This window comes from Leifsonia sp. GW821-FHT13C05 (assembly GCF_058806515.1).
Genome location: NZ_JBXAPT010000001.1, coordinates 531,370 through 552,129, shown reverse-complemented (window position 1 = coordinate 552,129; position 20,760 = coordinate 531,370). Strand labels below are relative to the sequence as shown.

At 69.6% G+C, this 20,760-nt stretch carries 23 protein-coding genes; 11 read left to right on the top strand and 12 right to left on the bottom strand.

The window, feature by feature from the left end:
* Nucleotides 1–2: 2 nt before the first annotated feature.
* A complete protein-coding gene (locus tag AC1ROC_RS02640; protein ID WP_492997920.1) occupies nt 3–503 on the top strand; it encodes a DUF6941 family protein in 501 nt (166 codons plus the stop codon).
* Between the two features lie 11 nt (nt 504–514).
* On the top strand, nt 515–1,945 hold the full coding sequence (locus AC1ROC_RS02635; RefSeq protein ID WP_492997918.1) for a DUF1254 domain-containing protein: 1,431 nt from the start codon (nt 515–517) through the stop codon (nt 1,943–1,945).
* On the opposite strand, the gene AC1ROC_RS02630 is transcribed toward AC1ROC_RS02635, so the two are convergent.
* A complete protein-coding gene (locus AC1ROC_RS02630) occupies nt 1,928–3,133 on the bottom strand; it encodes a low temperature requirement protein A (RefSeq protein ID WP_492997915.1) in 1,206 nt (401 codons plus the stop codon). The two genes, AC1ROC_RS02635 and AC1ROC_RS02630, sit on opposite strands and share 18 nt — an antisense overlap.
* 85 nt (nt 3,134–3,218) lie before the next feature.
* Here AC1ROC_RS02630 and AC1ROC_RS02625 point away from each other — a divergent pair, with 85 nt between their 5' ends.
* Nucleotides 3,219–3,848 carry a septum formation family protein gene (locus tag AC1ROC_RS02625; protein WP_492997914.1) on the top strand — a complete coding sequence of 210 codons (630 nt, stop codon included), beginning with the start codon at nt 3,219–3,221 and terminating at the stop codon, nt 3,846–3,848.
* A gap of 25 nt (nt 3,849–3,873) precedes the next feature.
* On the opposite strand, the gene AC1ROC_RS02620 is transcribed toward AC1ROC_RS02625, so the two are convergent.
* Complete coding sequence (locus AC1ROC_RS02620; protein WP_492997912.1) at nt 3,874–5,136, bottom strand: APC family permease; 1,263 nt, start codon at nt 5,134–5,136, stop codon at nt 3,874–3,876.
* A 162-nt stretch (nt 5,137–5,298) separates the two neighbouring features.
* On the opposite strand from AC1ROC_RS02620, the gene AC1ROC_RS02615 reads away from it, so the two are divergent.
* From AC1ROC_RS02615 to AC1ROC_RS02605, 3 genes are all read left to right on the top strand, one after another.
* Nucleotides 5,299–5,604: a hypothetical protein gene (locus tag AC1ROC_RS02615; protein WP_085370803.1), complete on the top strand. Its 306-nt coding sequence runs from the start codon at nt 5,299–5,301 to the stop codon at nt 5,602–5,604.
* Nucleotides 5,605–5,667: 63 nt separating this feature from the next.
* Entirely contained in the window at nt 5,668–5,940 is a 273-nt protein-coding gene (locus AC1ROC_RS02610) for a hypothetical protein (protein ID WP_492997910.1), read from the top strand.
* A gap of 70 nt (nt 5,941–6,010) precedes the next feature.
* Entirely contained in the window at nt 6,011–6,949 is a 939-nt protein-coding gene (locus tag AC1ROC_RS02605) for an SDR family oxidoreductase (protein ID WP_492997908.1), read from the top strand.
* A 39-nt stretch (nt 6,950–6,988) separates the two neighbouring features.
* Here the strand turns inward: AC1ROC_RS02605 and AC1ROC_RS02600 are convergent, their stop codons facing one another.
* Together AC1ROC_RS02600 and AC1ROC_RS02595 are read right to left on the bottom strand one after the other, a co-directional pair.
* Entirely contained in the window at nt 6,989–7,768 is a 780-nt protein-coding gene (locus AC1ROC_RS02600; protein ID WP_492997906.1) for an SDR family NAD(P)-dependent oxidoreductase, read from the bottom strand.
* A complete protein-coding gene (locus tag AC1ROC_RS02595) occupies nt 7,765–8,469 on the bottom strand; it encodes a hypothetical protein (protein WP_492997904.1) in 705 nt (234 codons plus the stop codon). Before AC1ROC_RS02595 ends, AC1ROC_RS02600 begins: the two co-directional genes overlap by 4 nt.
* A 53-nt stretch (nt 8,470–8,522) precedes the next feature.
* Here AC1ROC_RS02595 and AC1ROC_RS02590 point away from each other — a divergent pair, with 53 nt between their 5' ends.
* The 3 genes from AC1ROC_RS02590 (at nt 8,523) to AC1ROC_RS02580 (ending at nt 11,760) form a co-directional block, all read left to right on the top strand.
* Nucleotides 8,523–8,990, top strand: a complete 468-nt coding sequence (locus tag AC1ROC_RS02590) for a MarR family winged helix-turn-helix transcriptional regulator (RefSeq protein ID WP_492997901.1) — start codon at nt 8,523–8,525, stop codon at nt 8,988–8,990.
* Nucleotides 8,991–9,070: 80 nt separating this feature from the next.
* On the top strand, nt 9,071–10,768 hold the full coding sequence (locus AC1ROC_RS02585) for a SulP family inorganic anion transporter (RefSeq protein WP_492997900.1): 1,698 nt from the start codon (nt 9,071–9,073) through the stop codon (nt 10,766–10,768).
* Entirely contained in the window at nt 10,765–11,760 is a 996-nt protein-coding gene (locus tag AC1ROC_RS02580; protein ID WP_492997898.1) for a DUF389 domain-containing protein, read from the top strand. Before AC1ROC_RS02585 ends, AC1ROC_RS02580 begins: the two co-directional genes overlap by 4 nt.
* Before the next feature lie 67 nt (nt 11,761–11,827).
* Here AC1ROC_RS02580 and AC1ROC_RS02575 read toward each other — a convergent pair whose 3' ends face one another.
* The 4 genes from AC1ROC_RS02575 to AC1ROC_RS02560 all read right to left on the bottom strand — a co-directional run bounded on the left by AC1ROC_RS02575 (nt 11,828) and on the right by AC1ROC_RS02560 (nt 15,671).
* Nucleotides 11,828–14,077 (bottom strand): cell wall-binding repeat-containing protein, encoded by a 2,250-nt coding sequence (locus AC1ROC_RS02575; protein ID WP_492997896.1) that lies wholly within the window; start codon nt 14,075–14,077, stop codon nt 11,828–11,830.
* A gap of 135 nt (nt 14,078–14,212) precedes the next feature.
* A complete protein-coding gene (locus tag AC1ROC_RS02570) occupies nt 14,213–14,677 on the bottom strand; it encodes an SRPBCC domain-containing protein (protein WP_085370586.1) in 465 nt (154 codons plus the stop codon).
* A 9-nt stretch (nt 14,678–14,686) separates the two neighbouring features.
* Nucleotides 14,687–15,331 carry a dihydrofolate reductase family protein gene (locus AC1ROC_RS02565; RefSeq protein WP_492997893.1) on the bottom strand — a complete coding sequence of 215 codons (645 nt, stop codon included), beginning with the start codon at nt 15,329–15,331 and terminating at the stop codon, nt 14,687–14,689.
* Nucleotide 15,332: 1 nt separating this feature from the next.
* The gene (locus tag AC1ROC_RS02560) at nt 15,333–15,671 is read right to left on the bottom strand and encodes an ArsR/SmtB family transcription factor (RefSeq protein ID WP_492997891.1); all 339 of its coding nucleotides are present in this window, start codon (nt 15,669–15,671) and stop codon (nt 15,333–15,335) included.
* A gap of 117 nt (nt 15,672–15,788) precedes the next feature.
* Here AC1ROC_RS02560 and AC1ROC_RS02555 point away from each other — a divergent pair, with 117 nt between their 5' ends.
* Nucleotides 15,789–15,962, top strand: coding sequence for a hypothetical protein (locus AC1ROC_RS02555; protein ID WP_492997889.1), 174 nt, complete (start codon nt 15,789–15,791; stop codon nt 15,960–15,962).
* 4 nt (nt 15,963–15,966) lie between these two features.
* Here AC1ROC_RS02555 and AC1ROC_RS02550 read toward each other — a convergent pair whose 3' ends face one another.
* Together AC1ROC_RS02550 and AC1ROC_RS02545 are read right to left on the bottom strand one after the other, a co-directional pair.
* Entirely contained in the window at nt 15,967–16,476 is a 510-nt protein-coding gene (locus AC1ROC_RS02550; RefSeq protein ID WP_492997887.1) for a hypothetical protein, read from the bottom strand.
* A 120-nt stretch (nt 16,477–16,596) separates the two neighbouring features.
* Complete coding sequence (locus tag AC1ROC_RS02545) at nt 16,597–17,070, bottom strand: iron chaperone (protein ID WP_492997885.1); 474 nt, start codon at nt 17,068–17,070, stop codon at nt 16,597–16,599.
* 165 nt (nt 17,071–17,235) lie between these two features.
* On the opposite strand from AC1ROC_RS02545, the gene AC1ROC_RS02540 reads away from it, so the two are divergent.
* Complete coding sequence (locus AC1ROC_RS02540; RefSeq protein WP_492997883.1) at nt 17,236–17,871, top strand: HdeD family acid-resistance protein; 636 nt, start codon at nt 17,236–17,238, stop codon at nt 17,869–17,871.
* A 101-nt stretch (nt 17,872–17,972) separates the two neighbouring features.
* Here the strand turns inward: AC1ROC_RS02540 and AC1ROC_RS02535 are convergent, their stop codons facing one another.
* On the bottom strand, nt 17,973–19,970 hold the full coding sequence (locus AC1ROC_RS02535) for a S9 family peptidase (protein ID WP_492997881.1): 1,998 nt from the start codon (nt 19,968–19,970) through the stop codon (nt 17,973–17,975).
* Nucleotides 19,967–20,737, bottom strand: a complete 771-nt coding sequence (locus tag AC1ROC_RS02530) for an SDR family oxidoreductase (RefSeq protein ID WP_492997879.1) — start codon at nt 20,735–20,737, stop codon at nt 19,967–19,969. The genes AC1ROC_RS02535 and AC1ROC_RS02530 overlap by 4 nt, the downstream gene beginning before the upstream one ends.
* Nucleotides 20,738–20,760: the final 23 nt, after the last annotated feature.

The window sequence follows — 20,760 nt, the reverse complement described above, 5'->3', positions numbered from 1 at the left end:
TCATGGACGCGCGACCTGAACCGCTGTCGCCGGAACTCCCGGCGACGGTGTCGATGACGCTCGCCGACTTCGTCAACGTGGACGACACCGGCAAGGCGAACATGGTCGGGGCCGGGCTGCGCATCCTGACCGTCACGCCGGCCGGAACCGCGTCCGTGCCGTTCGCGGTGTGGGCGACGGTCGCGCTGCCCACCCGCCCCGCACATCCGGTGATCGTCGAGCTGACACTGGCTGCCGCGAACGGCGACAGCGTCCGGATCGCGGACGGGGACGGCGGCAGCATCGAGGTGCGGATCGCCAGGACGGTGCGGTTCACCGCTGGCGCGTCGCCCGGGATCGACGTGCCGGCCGGTGTGCTGCCCGCCACCCATGTCATCGCCGCCAACTTCAGTTCCGGCCTGCACTTCGCCGCAGGCGCCGGCTATCGCTGGCAGATCGAACTGGACGGCCAGGTGGCCGCGGTCTACCCGTTCTACGTCACAACCGAGTACCCACCCCAGTGAAAGGAACAAACATGAGCGACCAGCACGCCTCCCCGCTCGTCCGGCAGATCAACGACGGCAACTGGCTGCCCCAGGAGGAGGCCGAGGCGTTGCGGGCCGAGTTGTACTACCAGCGCGCGATCCACACGTACTTCACGATGCAGCCGGCGCTGAACGTGATCGGGATGCGCGACGGCTCGGAAGCGCAGTTCGGCAGCGGATACAACGTCCTGCCGATCTGGAAGGACAGGATGGACAGCCGCACCTGGGTGCCCACCCCCAACGCGGACGTGATCTACGCGATGAGCTACCTCGACCTGCGGGAGACCGGGCCGTTGGTGGTGAACGCACCGGCGAACGTGATCGGGATGTTCACCGACTTCTTCCAGCGCACCATCACCGACGTCGGCGCCATCGGTCCCGACCGGGCCCGCGGCGGGCTCTACCTTCTGCTGCCGCCCGGCTACGACGGGCACGTCCCCGGCGGGTACTTCACCTTCCACTCGTCGACGTCCAACGTCTTCCTGTTCTTCCGCACGATCATGGGCCAGGGGGACGGCGAGCCCGATCCCGCGGCCGGCGTGGCCGTCGCCGAGCGCACCAGGATCTTCCCGCTGTGGACGGAGGAGAAGGACGCCCTGCCGATGGAGTTCCCGAACGCCAGCGGCATCCGGCTCGACATGTACCCGACCGATGCCACGTACTGGACGAAGCTCAAGGAATTCGTGGACGTCGAGCCCGTCTCGGCGATCGACCCCGAACTGCGGGGCGTCCTCGCCTCGATCGGGATCGTCAAGGGTCAGCCCTTCGAGCCGACCGGCTGGCAGAGCGAGCAGTTGCAGCGCGCGGTCGAGACGGCGCCGAAGATGATCCTCGCCCTCGCCCAGCTCGGCAGGGACGACCAGCGCAATCGCTACTACCACGACCGGCAGTGGGAGCAGGCGTGGGCGGGCGGCACCGCGGAGTGGATGCAGGAGAGCTACCTCGACGTCAACACCCGTGCGCGCTTCTTCCAGTACGCGTACTCGTCTGCGCCGGCCATGAACATCCACTCGACCGGCGCGGGATCCAAGTACCCGTTCACCTACCGGGATGCGGACGGCGACTTCCTCACCGGTTCGTCCACCTACCGGCTGCACCTGCCGGCGAACATCCCGGCCGGGCTGTTCTGGGCGGCGACGGCGTACAACGTCATCGACGGCACGATGCCGGAGACCGAGCAGCTGCTTCCGTCGACGAACGGCTACTACGACATCCCGCAGAACGACGACGGTTCCATCGACCTCTGGTTCGGGCCGGCCAAGCCGCAGGATGTCACGGACGCCGCGTTCGTGCAGACCGTTCCGGGGCGCGACTTCATCGTCGCCTTCCGGCTCTACGGCACGACCACCGAGTTCTACGACCAGATCTGGCGGCCGGACGACCTGGTGAAGGTTCCCGACGGTTCAGACGTGGGCGGATGACGCATCCGGTGCCGGACGCCGCCGACGCCGGTTCAGCGCATCCGACAGCACAACGACGAGCAGCACCAGGTTCACCGCCCAGCTGAGTCCGAGCGGCGTGAGCACCGGGGTGAGGGCGAACAGCGCGAGCACCACTGCCGCGCCGATCAGCTGCGCGATCAGCCACGACCCGCCGACCGCGCGTCGGAAGAGCGCGTTCGCGACGAGGTAGAGCGCCGCAGCGCCGGTGAGCAGCCCGGCCGCCCAGAGCTCGGTCTCCCCGGTGGGGTCGTGCAGCACAAGCCCGTCGGCGACCGCCGTCAGCACGATGCCGAACACGAACAGGATCGGGATGTACGTGAACGCCGTCTGCGCGATCATCCCGCGCTCGTCCGCCTGTTCGAGGAACTCGCTGCCGCGACGCTGGTTGTGGGTGAAGTAGAGCAGCCACATCAGCACGGTCCCGGCGAACGCGGCGACGAACGCGCCGAACGTCGCCGCGTCGATCCTGCCGGTGCCGAAGGTGGACCCGGTGACGACGATGGATTCGCCGAGCGCGATGATCACGAACAGGCTGACCCGCTCGGACATGTGCTCGCCGGAGACGTTCCAGGTCTGCAGGTCCGATGTGCCGAGGCCGGGTGTCCAGAACCGGGCTCTCGGCCCGATCAGGTCGATCACGAGGGCCGCGAGCCAGACCCAGAGGCGTGCGTCCTCCGGCACGAAGGCCCCCGCGATCCAGACGGCTCCCGCGGCGGCGTGCCACACGCTGATGCGGACGAAGTTCACGGCGTGGTCGGGCTGGGTGCGCGCGAACGCGAAGATCGTGAACAGGCTGCGGCTCAGCTGCAACGCCACCATGCTCACTGCGAACAGGAGCGCACGGTCGCCGAACGCCTCCGGGATCGCGATCGACACGAGCATCCCGAAGAACATCATCACGATGAACAGCGCCCGCACGGCGCCGGTCTCGGGGTTCAGCCAGCTCGACGCCCAGGTCGTGTACACCCACATCCACCACACCATGCATCCCAGGACCAGGGTGTGCACGAGTTCGAGGCCGCTCTGCTCGTGGATCAGGATGTGCGACACCTGCGTGATGGCGAACACGAACACGAGGTCGAAGAACAGCTCGATATACGTGACGCGGTGCGAGGCGGCCCCGGTCGCCGGCCGCAGGAGGTCGGCGGAGAATCCGATGCGCGGCATGAGGTCAGAGTAGCCGCGATTGCCCGACGACGTTTCGGCTCATAGTCTGAGATCTCCCGTGCTGTGCCGACCGGAGGAGGCTGCGATGGAACGGCCTGTGAGGGTCACGCCCACCGGCGACGGGCTGTCGCGGCGGGGCTGGCTGATCCTGGTCGCCGTCACGGCCGCGATCGGCGTCGCCGTCCTGGTGGTCGGGATCGCCACCGTCGGGCTTCCCGCCGGAGGGGCGCGGGCCGCTGCCTCATCCTCCTCGCCTGCCGCCGCACCGCATCCACCGTTGCCGCCGCCCGCTCCGACTCCGCTCGGCCTCCCGCCGCGCCCGACCGCGACCCACGTCGCCACCGTGCCGTCGCAGCCGGTCGGCACACTGAAGCCCGGCGATTGCCTGCAGACCTACGACTCGAAGTGGGCGGACGCGTATCCGGTGGTCGACTGTGCCGAGCGGCACATCGCGCAGTTGCTGACCACGGGCTCGCTCCCGCAGCCGGCCGACGCGGCGTTCCCGGGCAAGGATGCGCTGGACACCCAGGTCAGCAGCCTCTGCGAACCGTTCCTGAACTGGGACTGGGTCGCCCGCTGGAACGAGGACGTCCAGCTCGACCTCCGCTACCCGGACACGAGCGAGAAGTGGGCGACCGGCGACCGCACGTACTACTGCATCGTCTACACGTTCTCCCGGCACGAACTCACCGGCAGCGCGGTCGCCGGCCAGTGACGCCGCCGGCGCACTCGGGGGAGCGTCACGCGCGCGCTCTGCGGCGGCGCAGCACCACGAGTCGCCCGACCGCCCCGACGACGAGCACGCCGATCCCCACCCCGATGGACACCAGCGGAAGCGTCGCGACGAGCACGATGCAGCCGAGCGCGCCCAGCACCTGCACCGGCTTCGGATACCGGCGGTGCTGCCGGTCCTGGGTGAACGCGGCGATGTTGGCGACGAAGTAGTAGAGCAGCACGCCGAACGACGAGAACCCGATGGCGCCGCGCAGGTCAACGGTCACCACGAGCACGCTGACAACGAGCGCCAGCGCGATCTCGGCGTGATGCGGCACCTTGTGCACCGGATGCACGGCAGACAGCCAGGCGGGGAGGTCCCGGTTCCTCGCCATCGCGAGGCTGGTGCGCCCGATCCCGGCGATCAGCGCGAGCAGCGCCCCGAGCGCGGCGGCCGCCGCGCCGATCCTGACGACGGGCGCCGCCCAGGTCCAGTCGGTGGCCGCGACGACATCGGCCAGGGGAGCAGAGGATGCGGCGAGCCGCTCCGGCCCGAGGACGAGCAGCAGCGTGACCGCGACCAGGATGTACACGACGAGCGCGAGCGCCAGCGCGCCGAGGATCGCGCGCGGGATGGTGCGTGCAGGATCCTTCACCTCTTCGCCCATCGTGGCGATGCGGGCGTACCCGGCGAACGCGAAGAACAGCAGCCCGGCCGCCTGCAGGATGCCGTACCAGCCGTGGTCGAACATCCCGAGCCCCAGGTCGGTGTGCGGTGTGCCGGTGGCGGTGAGCCCCGCGATGACGACCAGCGCGAGGACGGCGAGCACGAACACCACGATGATCCTGGTGAGCCCGGCGGTGCGGGAGACGCCGAAATAGTTCACGGCCGCCAGGGCGAGGATCGCGGCGACCGCGACGGGTTTCTCCCATCCGGCAGGGGCCGCATATGCGGCGAACGTCAGGGCCATCGCCGCGCAGCTGGCCGTCTTGCCGATCACGAACGCCCACCCGGCGAGGAACCCGGCCCACTCGCCGAGCCGTTCCCTCCCGTAGACGTACGTGCCGCCCGAGGTCGGGTACTGCGCGGCCAGCTGCGCCGACGACGACGCGTTGCAGTATGCGACCACCGCAGCGATCGCCAGACCGATCAGCAAACCGGCCCCCGCTGCGGCGGCCGCGGGAGCGAACGCGGCGAAGATCCCGGCCCCGATCATCGACCCGAGCCCGATGACGACCGCGTCGCCGAGGCCGAGCCGCCGCGCCAACGGACCGCTCCGGATGGTCATCGAGCGTCTCCGTTTCGCAAGGGGGTTCTCGCATCCACGGGCCGGACGGCCTGCCGCTGAATGCGCAGCACCAGAGTATCGGGCGCGTCGGACGGCAGGCTAGGCTCGACCACATCCGGATGCTGCACGGGGCTCCGGACGCTGCACCGGGGAGGGGAGCGCATGTCCGTCATCGAATGGGCGCTGCTCGAACTGCTCGTCTCGACCGACCCCGCCGCCCGGCTGTCCGCCCTGGTGATGGTGGCGACGGTGCTGGTGGCCTTCGCTCTTGCCGCGGTCGTGATCGCGAGTGCGGCGCGGGCAGTGGTGCGCACGGCCTCGGCGGGCACGGCCGTTCCGGGCGAGCGTCGCCGCGTCTCACCCCTCGGCGCAGCACCGCCACCCGCCGTCCGACGCGCTCCGCTCATCGGCCTCCCGGCGCCCCGCGCGCCCGGTCGCGCCATCGGCCGACCGCTGCGCGCGCTCTGACATCCCCGTCCGCGCGGTGCGATCGGCACGACGACCGATCACCCACCGACGACGGACGGACCCATGAACGACGACTCCCTCTGGCGACGCCTCCACACGCGCGCCACCCTCTTCAGCGGCTGGACCTGGGTGGCCGCCGCATCCCTCATCGGCTTCGAGACGCTCGACATCGTCTTCGGAGCCTTCATCCTCGCGCCCGAGCTGCTCCCGCTCGTGCTCGTGGGGCTGGCGCTGGTGTGGGTGTTCCGGGAGCGGCTGCGCTCCGGGCGCGCGCGGCTGCGGGCGCGCATCCGCGTGGCGCGGGCGCGGCGGCGGGAGGGGCGGGGTGGGCGGTGACGGAGTGGGCATGTACTCTGCCCGGGCGAACGCGCAGGATGGACTCCTGCCCATCACGAGGAGAGCGCCCATGCCCCGCACGCCCATCGACGTCGCCGTCCCGGACCTGCGCGGCCGGCTCGCGCTCGTGACGGGAGCGAGCGACGGCATCGGCTACAACATCGCCGCGCGGCTGGCTCGCGCGCACGCGGACGTGCTCATGCCGGTCCGCAACCGGGAGAAGGGCGAGGCGGCCGCGCAGCGCATCCGCGAAGCCACGCCGGGCGCGTCCGTGCAGGTGCGGATGCTCGACCTCTCGTCGTTGGACTCGGTCGCGACTCTGGCGAACGACCTGGTGGCGGCGGCACGACCCATCGACATCCTCATCAACAATGCCGGGGTCATGTCGCCGCCGACCAGGCAGGAGACCGTCGACGGGTTCGAGGTGCAGTTCGCGACAAACCACCTCGCACATTTCGCGCTGAGCGCCCGGCTGCTGCCGCTGCTGCGCGACGGCCGCGCCCACGTCACCACCCAGGTCTCGGTGTCGGCCAACCAGCACGCGGTCAACTGGGACGACCTCCAGTGGGAACACTCGTACGGCGCCTTCACGTCGTACTCGTCGTCCAAGATCGCGCTCGGGCTGTTCGCGATGGAGTTACATCGCCGCAGCGTCGCCGGCGACTGGGGGATCCGCAGCAACCTCTCGCATCCGGGCATCGCGGCGACGAACCTGCTGGCGGCGCAGCCCGGCATCGGCCGGCAGCACGACACGATGGCGGTGCGCAGCATCCGGGGCCTGTCGCGGCTCGGCGTCCTGTTCGGCACTCCGGAGACGGCCGCGCTCCCCGCGGTGTACGGGGCGACCAGCCCGGAGGCGCTGGGTGGTCGCTTCTACGGTCCGAAAGGCTTCAACCACCTGAGCGGCGCGCCCGCGGAGCAGCCGCTGTACAGCCGGCTCGCGAGCGCAGAGGACGGTGCGAGGATCTGGGACCTGTCCGAGCAGCTCGCCGGGGTGCGCTTCGGGTGACCGCCTGGCCCCGACCGCCGCTGTCCCGACGCATCCCGGCTAGCGCAGCACCGATCCGCCCGCGACGTCGAGGACGACGCCGCTGGTCCACGCCGACCGGTCGCTCGCGAGGAAGACGCACGCGTCGGCGACGTCCTGCGGGGTGCCGAGGCGACGCACCGGATGCGTGGCGATCAGCTGGGTCTGGACCTCGGCCGGGATCATGGCCTGGTTCCGGTCGGTCAGGATGGTCTCCGGCGCCACGCAATTGACGCGGATCCCGCTCGGCCCCGCTTCAGCCGCGAGCCACTTCGTGAGCAGTTCGATGCCCGCCTTCGCCGCCGCGTATGCCACAGGCGACTGCGGCGTCGGGCGGCGCGCCGCCGCAGACGACATGGTGATGATCGTGCCGGACCCGCGCTGCTTCATCACGGGCAGGACACCGGCGATGGTGGCGAACGTCGCCGTGAGGTTGGCGTCGACGGCCGAGCGCCACTGTTCGACGGTCATGGCCTCGAGCGGTCCGGGACGCACCGGGTTGCCGCCCGCGTTCGCGACGAGGACGTCGATCGGGCCGAGCTGCCACTCGACCTCGGCGACCATGCGCTCGATGTCGTCGGGCTCCGCCACGTCGCCGAGCACGACGGCCGCCCGGCCTCCGGCGGCGACGATCCGGTCGCGAACAACGGCTGCCGCCTCCGCGTCCCTGCCGTGCACCGCGACGGCAGCGCCCTCCTGCGCCAGCGCCGCCGCGATGGCCGCACCGATACCGCGCGAACTTCCGGTCACCCACGCGACCCTTCCGTCCAGCAGTGCGCCGGGGCGCGCAACAGCGTTCATCGCTCCTCCCGCCCTGGCACGTCGTGCCGGTTGCGCGGCAGCAGAAAACCGGCCGCCAGAAGCCACGCCAGACCGAGGAAGCGGCCGACTGGCAGCAGGACGGCGAGCGGGGGCAGGACGAGAGCGAAGAAAGAGAGCTCGCTGAGCGCGGCGACGACGAGGCCCGCCCAGGCGAACCAGCGCGGGGTGAGCCGCAGGATGAGGGCAGGGACGGCGATCCCGGCCATCAGCAGCCCCAGGCCGCCGACGAACCCGACCCCGCCGATGGCGTATGTGACGAACGCGAGCGTGTGCAGCAGCGCGGGGGACTGGCCGGAGACGGGCTGGCCGAGTGCCCAGGTCAGCAGCCCGGACAGCGAGAGCAGCACAGACGCGGCGATGCCGCCGAACAGAGCGATGGTGGGCCCCGGCACGCGCACCCCCAGTCGGAGCAGCCTCGCGTAGACGGTGGCAGCGTAGATGCCGATCGGAACGGAGGCGGCGAAGACGAGGAAGCCGGTGAGCGTGACAGCGTCGCGATGCCCCGAGAAATAGCCGCTCACGGCCGTGGTCGACCCCGTGGGCGACGGAAAGAAGGCTCCGGCGGCGAGAAGCGGCGGCACCGCGACGGAGGCGATGGTGAGAGCGAGGGCGACGATGCCGAGGACCCCAGCATTGGGCCCGTCCGGTCGGCGTCTGCGCGTCGCTGGGGTTTGCGTCATGGACAGAATGATTCACCATATGAATTAGTAAGTCAATGCTCTATTGTGGAGCCATGCCAATCCCGAGCCGACCGGCGCGCATCGGATTCCTGCTGACCCAGCTCGGCACACTCGCCGCAGAGAACTTCGCAGAGAAGACGCGCGCACTCGGGATCGCACCTCCGGAAGCGGGGGTGATGCGCATCCTGGGCAGGAACCCGGGGATGAACCAGCGCGAGCTCGCCGACAAGCTGGGGGTGGCGCAGAGCCGTGTCGTCGCCCTGATCGACTCCCTGGAATCCGCGGGCCTGATCGTCCGGGAGCGCAGCGCGACCGACCGCCGCAGCCAGATCCTGTCGGTAACGGATGCTGGTCGCCGCCTGCTCGGCGAACTGCGGACAGCGGCGGAGAGCCAGGAGGCCGAACTCGCCGACGGGTTGAGCAACGCCGACCGGAACCAGCTGTACGCGTTGCTCCTCAAGCTCAGCGCGGCGAGGGGTCTCGATCGCGACGTGCATCCGGGATACCGCGCCGGCGAATAGGGGAGCGGCGGGCAGGGGAGCGGCGGCGCCGGAGAACGTGGGGACTGCCCGGAAGCCGCCAGGCTGACTAGCGTGGGGCCATGCGGCACACGCTGAGGCGCTGGTTCAACCGTAAGACGCTCGGGAAAGACCTCATGGCGGGGCTGGTCTTGGGTGCGGAAAGCGTCCCGGACGGGCTGGCATCTGGTCTGCTGGCCGGCGTGAATCCGCTGGCCGGCCTGTACGGCTACCTCTACGGGATGGTCGGTGCCGCGCTCTTCACGAGCAGCACGTTCATGGCGGTGCAGGCGGCGGGGGCGATGTCGCTGGTGATCGCCGACGCCGAGCTGGCGGCCCGGCCGGATCCGGACAGGGCGCTGTTCACCCTGGCCGTGCTGACAGGGGTTGCGATGATCGTCGCCGGGCTCCTGGGTGGCGGCCGCCTGGTGCGTTTCGTGCCCACGGCGGTCATGACGGGATTCATCACGGCCGTCGGGCTGAACATCGTCCTCGGGCAGCTGCCGAATCTGACCGGCTACGACGCGCGGGGTGCGAACCGCATCGTGCGGACGGTGGACCTGCTCGTGCACATCGGCCAGTGGAGCGTGCCCGCCGTGATCGTCGGGGCGGTCACCATCCTCACCATCGTCGTGCTCCAGCCCACGCCCGTCGGCGGTCTGGGGCTCGTCGTCGCCGTCGTCCTGGGCTCGGTCGTCGCCGTGCTCCTCAACCTCTGGGTGCAGGCGCAGGTCACGGTGCTGGGCGACAGCGTCACCGTCCCGGCGGGGCTTCCCGGTCCCGTCCTCCCGTCGCTCGGGGACGTGCCGACCCTGATCATCCCGGCGATCTCACTCGCGTTCGTCGGCCTGGTGCAGGGTGCAGGCGTCTCGGCGGGCATTCCGACGGCGGACGGCAAACCGGCGGACGCATCCCGGGACTTCATCGGCCAGGGCGTCGGCAACATCGTCTCCGGCGTGTTCCGCGGGATGCCCGTCGGCGGGTCGATGTCGGCGTCGGCGCTCCTGGTGTCCGCGGGCGCACGCACCCGGCTGTCGCTGCTGATCTCCGGCGCGGTGATGGCGCTCGTGATCCTGCTGGCCTCCGTGCCCGTCGCGCACACCGCGATGCCGGCGCTGGCTGGACTGCTCATCGTGGTGGGCGTGACGTCGATCCGGCCCGCCCGCATCGCCGCCGTCGTGAAGGGCGGCGCACTGCAGACCGCCATCATGGCCGTGACCTTCATTCTGACCCTGCTGATCCCGTTGCAGTTCGCCGTCCTGGTCGGGGTCGGGCTGGGCATCGTCCTGTTCGTGGCACAGCAGTCCACCCGGGTCCGCGTCCGGCAGGTGATGATCGACGCCAGGGGCCGGATGCGCGAATCCGACCCGCCCGCCGAGATCCCCGGGCACTCCGTGGTGATCCTGCGGCCGTACGGGAGCCTGTTCTTCGCGAGCGCGCCGCTGTTCGAGCAGCAGCTGCCCGCTGTGACGGCTCGCTCGGCCGGGTCGGTGGTGATCATCCGCCTCCGCGGCGCCGAACAGCTCGACCTGGCGCTCGTGGAGGTGCTGCGCCGGCTCGCCGCGTCCCTCGCGGCGGTGGGGTCCTCGCTCAAGCTGGTGGTGAGCGAACCGGAAGTGCAGCTCCAGATCGTCGCCTCCGGTCTCGCGGACGAACTGGGCGCGCAGAACATCTACAAGGGCGACGAATGGGTGGGCCGCGCGGTCCGCCGCGCCAATCGGGATGCGCTCGCGTCGGTCGGCGTGCCGGGGGAGAGCGGTGCACAGGGGGAGAGCGAATGAACTCGGTCGCGGACATGCGTGCCGCCGTCTTCTTCGAGGGTGTGCAGGCGTCGTCGAAGTTCAGCCGGTTCTGGCTGCTGCTGTGCCTATCGTCCGTGATCGCCGCATCCGGTGTCGTCGGCGACTCAGCAGCCACCGTCATCGGCGCGATGATCGTGGCCCCGCTGATGACCCCGATCCTCGGGATCGTGCTGGCCACGGTCACCGGCGACAGACGCAACCTCCTGCTGAGCTGGATCCTGGTCGTTTGCGGCGCGGCCACGGCGGTCGCGATCGGCTACCTGGTCGGCCTGCTGGTCGCCGCCCCCGTGGTGGCCGCCACGAACAGCCAGGTCGCCGCGCGGGTCTCGCCGAGCCTGATCGACCTCCTGGCCGCGCTCGCGACGGGCGCGGTCGGCGCGGTGGCACTGGTCCGGAAGGACATCTCCGACACGCTGCCGGGCGTCGCGATCGCGATCTCGCTCGTTCCGCCGCTCTCTGTGGTCGGCCTGACACTGGAGTCCGGCTCGTGGAGCGAGGCCGCCGGCGCACTGCTGCTGTTCGGCGCGAACGTCGCGGCGATCCTCGCCACCGGGGTCATCATCCTCACCGGCTACCGGATCGGCTCGGCCGCACGCGACGCCCGGACCACCACGGGGGAGTCGCTGGTCAAACGAGGCTGGGGGAGGCGCCACCGTGCGATCCTCTCCATCGTGGTGACGCTGCTGATCATCGGCGTTCCCCTGGCCATCACCTCCGCCCGTTTCACCGACCAGGAACTGCTGGAGAACTCCATCCGGCAGGCGGCCCAGCCGTGGGCGCAACAGAACGGCTGGGAGATCACCCAGCTCACGGCGACCAGCACCGACGCCATCCTGACCCTCACCGGTGAGCCGCCGATCCCCGAAACGAGTTCGCTGGAGGACGTGCTGAAAGCGCAGGGGATCGACCCGGCGCAGGTCACGGTGCGGTTCGTTCCCGCGTACACGGTTCAGTTGGGTGGCGACGGGTGACGCCTTCGGCGTGACCTCAAGCTTCAACGTTCGGCTGGGTTCCCGTGACCCCGAAGCAGGGAATGCGTCAACAGTTGCGGAGCCAAGCGACGTCCGCTCCGACCGCGGATGTGCCGCCGAGAATCGTCACCGATGACGGTCGGAGGCGCTGGATTGCGCGGAAGGTGTCGACGGGGACGCAACCGCCCGGAACGGTGGCCAGCGTCGCGCCGGTCCGTCCGGCGAGCGGGGCGGCCGCGAGGGCATCCGGAAAATTTTGACCGGTGGTCAAATAGATATGCGTCGACGGTGTCCCGAACCCTTTGAGCACGGCCGCAGAGACGGCATACCGATCCGCACCGCCGTAGCGAGTGGTCGCAGCGATGCCACGCAATCCGGCCAGGATCCCGTCGCTGACGGCAACCGGGCCGCCGACGACGGCGATCGACGACGGGTGGAGACCCCGGATGAACGACGCGTATCCCGCAGGAAGTCCAGCCCAGCCTCCGGGGACGAGCAACAACTGCCCGCCGGATCGCGCCGCGGCCGCGCCGGCGGTGACCGCGTCCGCGTATCCCATGCCGGTCGCCACGAACAGCGGCTTCCCCGGGTGCTGGTTCGCCGCGACGATGCCGCGGGACACGGCATAGCGGTCCGGTCCGCTGACCCGTTGCACCGTGGGAGCGAGTTTCCGCAGTTGAGCGACCACGGCGTCCGAGACAGCGGCGGGTCCTCCGACGACGACGATCTTCGACGGCGCAAGGGTGACGATCCCTGCTCGAGTCGCAGCGGGCAGAGCACCCCCCAGCGTGAGGAGCAGTGGGCCGTGACTCGCTGCCGCGAGTGGGCCGGCAGAAAGGGCGTCCGGAAAATTCTCGCCCGATGCGACGGAGAGGACAGGGGCTCCGGAGGGGAACGCAGCTCGCGCGATGGCGACGGCGGCCTCGTAGCGGTCACCGCCGCCGAGGCGCTCTGCCGTGGCGTCGCCCACGGTGGCGATGCCGGTGCGGGTCACGAACCAGGGCCGCCCCTGCGCGTCGAACGCGGCGCGGAATACCGCAGTGTCGTCGACGGCGCCGCGCAGAAGCGCGCCATCCGGGCGCAGCGCAAGAACTTGTGAAGCGCCAGGGATGTCTCCGCCCCGGACGGTGTCACCCGTCAGGAGGATGGTGCCGTCCGGCTCGGCGGCGAGGGGCCAGAACTGACCGTCTGACAGCTCAGCGCGGTCCTGCACAGAACCATCGACCCCAAGCGAGAGAATGCGTGACATCAGCTTGCCGTCTGACGTCACCGAGTGATCGACGATCCAGAGACGCCCCCCGGATTCGATGCCCGTGAACAGTTGCGCACTTGAGACAGACAGGGGGATCGGTCGCAGATTCGCCGGGGTGGTGCCGACATAGACGGCCTGCGACCCATCCTGCTTCACCACATTGATCCACGTTTCCGATCGTTGCGCCTGCTGGGTCCCTGGCAACAGGCTGACGCCAGCGCCGAGCGGCCTCTCAACGACAGACCCATCGGCTTGTACCAGCCCGACTCGGCCGACCGAGTCGCCGACGATACCTCCGACGTACCAGAGAGAATTGCCCGTGCCAGGCCACAGGTTCGACGCCACGCGGCCTGCGACGCCGGGCGGAACGGTGACCGTCCCGTCCGGAGCGATGCGAGTGAGGGATCCACGCACGCCCACCCATGCGCCGCCATCGTCCGTGGGAACGATGGAGTATGCGTCCCCGGCCACAGCGAAGGGGCGGGCGACGCCGTGAGCGACTCGAACAACGATGTCAGAAGTGGCTGAATCCTGAGCCGACGAAGCCTCGTACCACGCCGTGCCGTCGCTTCCAGCGATCAAGCCGCCCGTCAACGTCGTCCCTTCCGGCTGGGGGATCTCGGAGACCGCACCATTGAGCGCGATATGCATGACGTGCGGGACGTACGCCTCGCCGACGGCGACCACATAGAGGAACCCGCCTCGGTCATCGCGAACGAGGTGGGCGCCCACCCAGGACAATCCGCCTGGGGGATAGGCCGCGAAGCGTGTATACACGCCGTCCGTCGTCATCCGACCGACGTCATCCGTCCCGTGGAGGAACCACAGAGCACCGTCAGGGCCGGTAACGAGCGGCGACTGCGTTTGGAATGTGTCGGTGGCCTGCGGAAAAGGGAACGTCTCCGTCACGAGCACCCGGTCGGCGGCCGGTGTGGTCACCGTACGGCTCGAGGCCGATTTCAGTTGGGCGGCGGATGCCGGGGCAGCCGCGCCCAGCAAGCCCGCCAGGATCGCCCCGATGGCGAGCGCGATGGGCGCGACCTGCCTCCAGCTTGTTCTGCTCATCTCCGGCTCCTTCTTCAACGCTGCCGTGAGTGATGCTACGCGAACGCACGCCCGCGCCGATGTCCCGCGAAGGGGGCGGGCTGGTCAACTAGCTGACATAATGTGCATTATCAGCTACAGACTGTCTGGAGTTGGCTACCGCGCGAGATACCGCTCCAACGCGTCGAGGAGGCCACGCGTGCCGGCCTCGCGTCCGTCGCCGTCCGCCCAGAATCGATCGAAGAAGATGCCGTGCTCGATGTGGGTGAAGCGCGTGCCCTCGGCAATGGGCTCGAACTCCAGTGAGGCGAGCGACGTGGACATGTGCTCTCCGTCGAGCCACATGTCGTACGTGGTGACGATGCGTGAGTGCTCGACGATGTCCGTGTAGGTCGCCTCGTATCGCGACAGCGGTCCGTTGTGGAACTGGCCTTCGTCGATGTCGCGCCCGCCGACGCGGAAATCGAAGGCCCACGCACGGGCCTCGGCCTCGTCACCTGCTCCCCACCAGCTCCGCTTCTGCTGTTCGTCCGCGAACGCTCCCCACACCTTCTCGACCGGTGCGGGATAGTCGCGGGTGAGGGTGAAGCCGGAGCGTGCAAGCCTGCGTTCATGTGTCACGTGGGTCTCCTATCGGGTCAGGGTGACGTGGATCACGCCACTCTCGGCGACTTCCGACGTCACGGTGTGCGTGGCGTCGAAGCCACTGAGGTCGTCCCAGAGCCGATGGCCGCGACCGAGGAAGACGGGAGCGATCATGAGGTGCAGGTCGTCGACGAGTCCGGCGCCCAGTGCTGCGCGCGCCGTGCCGTAGCCGCCTCCGATGCGCACATCCAGGCCAGCCGCCGCATCGCGCGCCTCGCGGAGGACGTCGTCGATGGCGGCGTCGCGGAAGTGGAACGTCGTGCCGCCCTCCATCGCGATCGAGGGGCGCGGTGCGGAGTGGGTCAGCACGTAGACCGGGGTATGGAACGGCGGATTCGGACCCCACCAGCCCGTCCAGTCTGAATCGGTGGGATGGGCGTGGAGTCCGAACATCCCGGCGCCCATGATTTCGGCGCCGATGCCGTCGAAGAACGCGGCACCGTAGCGGTCGTCGACTCCGGTGGTGCCTCGCCCACTGGTGTCGCCGAAGATCTTTTCGCGGAAGGTGCGGGTCGCGGTGTACGCGGCGGTGAGCCGGTTCCAATCCTCGCCCATCGGGTTGTCGGGCGTCTGGTCGGCTGGGGTGAAGCCGTCGATGGACGTGAAGAGATCCATGCGGACACGGGACATGTCAGTTCTCCTTCTGGGTTGCGCGGGCGAGGTGGATGCCGAGCCTGTCGGCCTGGTGTTCCGCGGGGGTGCGCTGCTCACCGAGCCACAGCTGCAGCACATCGAGAGCGCCCGGACGCAGGCTCACCGTACGGACACGCCCCTGCTTCTCCGACATGATCACCCCTGCGTCCTCGAGCACCCCGAGGTGCTGCACGAACGACGGCAGGGTCATCGCGAACGGCTCGGCCAGCTCAGACACCACCGCCGGAGATACGGCGAGACGCTCGACGACAGCTCGGCGCGTAGGATCCGCGAGCGCGCGGAGCACGGCGTCGACCTCATCGTAATACTTTGGCATTTGCCTAAGTATAGTCAGAGTGGCGGGTCGGTTCGCAAGCCCCATCCGTCAGCGGGTGATCCCCCCTCTGCCGCCGAAGAGCCGTTCCACACCTTCTCCCGCTGCAATACTGCGTGGATGCACATCGAGCACCTGCAGCACGAGGTCGAGTCGGTCTCGGAAAACTACGCCGAGCGTCACACGCTGGCACAGGTGCTGCTTATCGCCGAACGCTTCAGCATCGACCTCGCGGACGAGGTCGAGCGCAAATGGCTCGTGTGGAAGAAGCCCGCGCGCGACGCCGAGGCGTGATGGGTCACTGAGCGCATTCCTGCGACTGCTCGGTGATGATCCAGCTCGCTCCCCCACGTTTCATGACGACCGTGCCGCAATCGCCCGACGCCAGATAGGTGACGAAGAGTGTGGCATCCGTCGATGTCTCGTGCTGGACCGCGACGTCCACGGCGGCGTCATCGCCGACCGCTCGGTAGAGCGCAGCCGTCGCGGCGATCATCTCTTCACAACTGCCGACCGGCGTGGGCACTGTGCCGTTGAGTTCCGCGATCATGCGCGCAACGAGATCCGGTGAGAGTGCGGCACAGGCCGCATCGACGTCGGGCGTTCGTGAGGCCGTGAGCCAGGCGAGATAACTTTCGACGGCCCCTGACGCGGCCTGATCGGTCGGCGCGGGAGACGTCGGCGCCCGGGTCACCACAGCAGCAGGTGACGGCGTTGCGGTCGGCGCCGTCGCACACCCGCTCAGTGCCATTAGCGCGATGAGCCCTATGCCCGCCACATCCAGAGATCGCCTGCCCCACGAAGTCATGGCTCAATCATGGCAGACCCCGTTATCGCGTCCGCCTGACGGACACGTACGTGCCTCGACCGGAATAACCGCCCGCCTCAGAACATAAATATCACAATCCCATCGAGGCCGATCCACCACTCACCCCGCCGCCCGCCGCACCAACTCTACCGCCCGCGCCAGCACCGCGTCGCTCAACGTCTCCAGCGCGTACGCCACCGGCCACATCTCCCCCTCGTCCAGCCGCGCCGTCTCGTTGAATCCCAACGTCGCATATCGAGTCTTGAACTTCTCCGCGCTCTGGAAGAAGACGACGACCTTCCCGTCCTTGGCGTAGCCGGGCATCCCGTACCAGGTCTTCGGCGTCAGCTCCGGGATGTTCGCCGTGATCGCCGCGTGCAGCCGTTCGGCGAACTCTCGCTCGTCGCCGTGCATCTCGGCGATTTTCTCGAGCACGTCCGACGCGCCGTCCGCCGTCGTGGAGGCGCCGCGGCTGCGGCTGCGTTTGACCTCTTTCGCGCGTTCTTTCATGGCCGCGCGCTCTTCGGCGGTGAAGGGTGTCGACGGCGCGTTCTGCGCGTCGTCCGCGTCTGCTGCTGGCGATTTCGTGGTCATGTGGCGCTCCTCAGTGAGTCCCCCGCACTCGACGTTAGCGCGCCGCCCCCGTCCGCCGCTCCCCCTGGAAACGCCGCAACACCCTCCCGGCGGACACCCAGGGAGCGCTAGTGTCGGCAGCAGAGCCGCTCTCGCACGCGGCACCGAAGGATCAAGGGGATCAACATGACGTCACCAGGCTCCACCTCAGCTCCGTTTCAGGAGTTCGCCCTCAACGCCGCCGACCTGACCCGCGGCGCCATCAACGGAGTCAGGGCCGCCCTCGGCATCAGTGGCGCCGTCGCGGTCATCCTCGGCGTCGTCCTGCTGTTCTGGCCGGTCAAGACGCTCGCCGTCGTGGCGTTCTTCCTGGGGCTCTACTTCATCGTCGCCGGCATCATGCGGCTCGCCATCGGGATCTTCAGCAAGGGGATCACCGGCGGCATCCGCGCGATGCACATCGTGTTCGGCGCCCTGCTGGTGTTCGCCGGGATCATCGCCCTCAAGAACGTGACCGTCGCTGCGGCCACGCTCGTCATCCTCGCCATCGCCTTCGTCGGCGTCGCCTGGATCATCGAGGGCATCATGTCCATCGCGGAAGCCGGCCGTGCCGCGTCGTCCGGATGGGCGATCACCTTCGGGATCATCAGCATCCTGGCCGGGATCGTCGTGCTGTTCCTTCCCGCGTCGTCCGCGCTGTTCCTGCTCGTGTTCGCCGCGGTCGCGCTGATCGTGCTCGGGATCATCGGGATCGTGCGCGCGTTCACCTTCGGCAAGGACGTGCTCGCGGCAACGTCCGCAGCAACGACGGCTACCGCCTAAACGGCAACACAACGACAACGGTCCCTGACCACCGCGCGAAAGCTCGGCGGTCAGGGACCGTTCGTGTCTCCGGATGCGCCCGGATGCGCCAGACGCGCCGCTCAGCGCCCGTTCTGCTCGCTCGGCAGGTGCCTCGCCCACCAGTCCAGGATCGCGTCGAACCGCTGCTGCCGGTGGCGCGGCCGTCCGGCACGGCTGAGCTCGTGATCCTCTCCGGGGAAGATCAGCAGTTCCGCATCCACCCCGTTGCGCTTCAGCGCCGCATAGTAGCGCTCCGCCTGCCCGAGCGGGCAGCGCAGGTCGTTGGCGGAGTGCAGCACCAGCGTGGGCGTGCGCACCTCGCCGACGACGGCCTGCGGGCTCTGCGACCGGATGAGGTCGGCGTCCGTTCCCACGTATTCGTCGCCGAAGAAGCTGCCGATGTCGCTCGTCCCGACGAACCCTTCCGGGTCGAGGAATCCTCGCTCGACGATGGCGGCGGCGAAGCGGTGCTCGTGTCCGATCGTCCAGGCGGTGAGGTATCCCCCGTACGAGCCGCCCATGATGCCGACCCTGGAGGCGTCGAACGCCGGGTTCTGCGCGATGGCGCCGTCGAGGAAGTCGAGCACGTCGGTGAAGTCCACCGTGCCCATCACCTGCCGGATCACGCGCCCGTGCTCCTGGCCGTATCCTGCGGAACCGCGCGGGTTGCACATCACCACGGCGTACCCGGCCGCCGCATAGACCTGCGCCTCGTCGAACACGCTGCCGGTGTACGCCGCGAACGGCCCACCGTGGATGTTCAGCAGCACCGGATGCGGACCGTCGCCCTCCGGCGCGACCACCCAGCCGTGCACGGGATACCCGTCGCGCGCCGTCACGGTCAGCTCCCGGATGGGCAGCACGCCCGCCGCGCGCAGCCCGGCCGAGAAGTCGGTGAGCTTCCGCAGGCCGCCGTCGGCGACGATGGCGACGTCGCCGGCGGTCTCCGCGTCTGCGACGGAGGCGACGACCGCGTCTCCTGCCACCCCGACTCCGCCGACGACGGTCGCCGCGTCGGTCAGGCGCCGCACGTCGCCGCTCGCCGTGACCGCCGTGAGCACGAGCGCTCCCCTGCTGCGGTCGGTGACGAGCACCGAGTCGTCCTGGTACGCGACGATGGCGCTCTCGGTGAGGTCGACCGTCTCCGGGTCGGTGAGGCGGCGGGGCGCGTCGCCGGCCTGGTCGATCGCGTAGAGCGCCGCGTTGCGGCCGACGAAGTCCCTGCCGCTCTCCCCCACATCCTGGGCGGTGAAGTACAGCACACCGTTCAGCCCGTACGCGAGCTCGGAGACCGAGAAGCTGCCGTGCTCCGACGTGACGTCGCGCGGCTCCCCCGACCCGTCGGCGGCCAGCAGGAACACGCTGGAGCGCAGGTCGTCATCGCGGCTGTCGTGGCGGGCGGAGACGAACGCGATGGTCGCGCCGTCCGGTGAGAACGCGACGGAACCGTCGTCCCACTCCCCCGTCGTCAGCTGCTCCGGCTCTTCCACCAGTGGCGTGGATGCGGTGCTCCCGTCCGCCTCGGGCGCGGCCTCCGCGACCGGCTCGCCCCACACATCCGGCACGGGCACGCTGAACAGGTGCGCCCTCCGGTCGACGATGTAGCCGAGCCCGTTCGCCTGATATTTCAGTGTCCGGATGTGGCGGGGTGGCTCGGCGTTGGCCTCCAGGCCGTCGACCGTGCCGTACCTCCCCTGCTCGGGAACGCGACTGACGAACACGAGGGTGCGGCCGTCGGGCGACCAGGCGAACTCGGAGACGCCGAGCGTCCGGTCGGTGACCTGCACGGGCTCTCCGCCCGCCGCATCCACCACGTACAGCTGCGGCGCGGCCTTGGGCGCCGCGCGCAGGAAGGCGATCAGCCGCCCGTCCGGCGAGAACCGCGGAGCGGTGTCCCGGAAGCCGCGGGTGAGCCGCTTGGGCGCCGCGTGGCCGGTGAGCGGCACGGTCCAGAGCTGCCCGACCGTCGCGTCCGCCTCGAGCGACGGATGCGTCACAGACACCACGGCGCGCGCACCACCGGGATGCACGGTCGGCGTGGAGACGCCGGTCAGCAGTCCGAGGTCCGCGGCCTTCATTCGGCCACCGGCACGAAATCGGACACGTCACCGACCAGGCGGGTGTGGTCGGCCGGGATCGGGTCGACGACCGCCTGGGCGATCTCGGCCGCGAACTCGCTCACGTTGTAGAGCTTGCCCGCCGCCTCCTTGCGCGCGTCGATGGCGCCCGGGTTCAGGCGGTTGAGGAGCGTCGCGGTGATCGTTCCCTCGATCATGTCTCCGGAGACCACGACGAACTCGATCCCCTTCTCCTCGAGAGCAGGCAGCAGCGCGCGGAGCGCGTCCTCCCCCGCCCGCTTGCTCTCGGCGACGGCCGTGTACTCCGGCATCGTCGGCGTGGTGGTGATGAAGTGCGCCTGGTGGCTGGTCACGAACACCACGCGGGAGCCGGGGGCGAGCAGCGGGAGGGCGGCGTTCAGGGTGTTGACCTGCGCATCCCGGTTCAGCTGCATGGCGTAGTCCTCGGCCATGCCGGACTCCATGCCACCGGATGCGTTCAGCACCAGGATGTCGAGGCCGCCCCACTCCTCGCGGACCGTGTCGAACATCCCATCGACCGACGCGGGGTCGGTGAGGTCCGCCCCCACCGTGATGGCGGTGCCTCCCGCCTCCCGGATACTGTCCGCGAGCTTGACGGCGCGGGCCTCCTTGTTGCGGAAGTTGATGACGACGGCGGCCCCGGCCGACGCGAGATACTGCGCCGTGTCGGCGCCGATGCCGCGAGACGAACCGGTGACGAGCGCGCGCTTCCCGGCGAGGGAACCAGCTGCGAGAGGGTTGGACACGAAGACTCCTAGAAAGATGGGTT